The 394-nt window shown below is 35.5% G+C and carries 2 protein-coding genes; both read left to right on the top strand.

From position 1 onward, the window contains the following. The coding region (gene tnpA, locus KTQ83_RS12075) for an IS200/IS605 family transposase (RefSeq protein ID WP_217256974.1) at positions 1-231 on the top strand (231 nt) is incomplete at its 5' end. A 23-nt stretch (positions 232-254) separates the two neighbouring features. Further along, a partial coding sequence (locus KTQ83_RS12800; RefSeq protein WP_217256975.1) for a helix-turn-helix domain-containing protein occupies positions 255-394 on the top strand: 140 nt, incomplete at its 3' end.

The raw sequence follows: 394 nt of genomic DNA, 5'->3' as shown, positions 1-394 counted from the left end.
GAGGATCATATCCATATGCTGATCAATTGTACGCCGCAGCATTACATTCCAAATATTATAAAAGCTATGAAGGGTGTATCAGCCAGACTCTTGATGAAAGAGTTTGGGGATGATCTAAGATCCAAGTTATGGGGTGGACATCTATGGAATCCTTCTTATTTTGTAGCTACAGTTTCTGAAAATACAGAAGAACAGATTATAGATTATATAAGAAGTCAAAAAAGAAAATAGCGAATCAATAAGGAGAAATCATCATGGAAAAGGCATTCAAGTATCGTATGTATCCAAATAGAGAACAAAGAATATTATTGGCCAAGACTTTTGGCTGTACTCGTTTTGTATATAACCATTACCTGGCAAAACGTAGGGATGCCTATGAAAAAGATGGAATCAC

It is taken from the genome of Holdemanella porci (genome assembly GCF_019052655.1).
Classification (GTDB): Bacteria; Bacillota_I; Bacilli_A; order Erysipelotrichales; family Erysipelotrichaceae; genus Holdemanella; species Holdemanella hominis.
The sequence above is the reverse complement of the archived record's forward strand: the minus strand, read 5'-3'. Positions and strand labels throughout refer to the sequence as shown.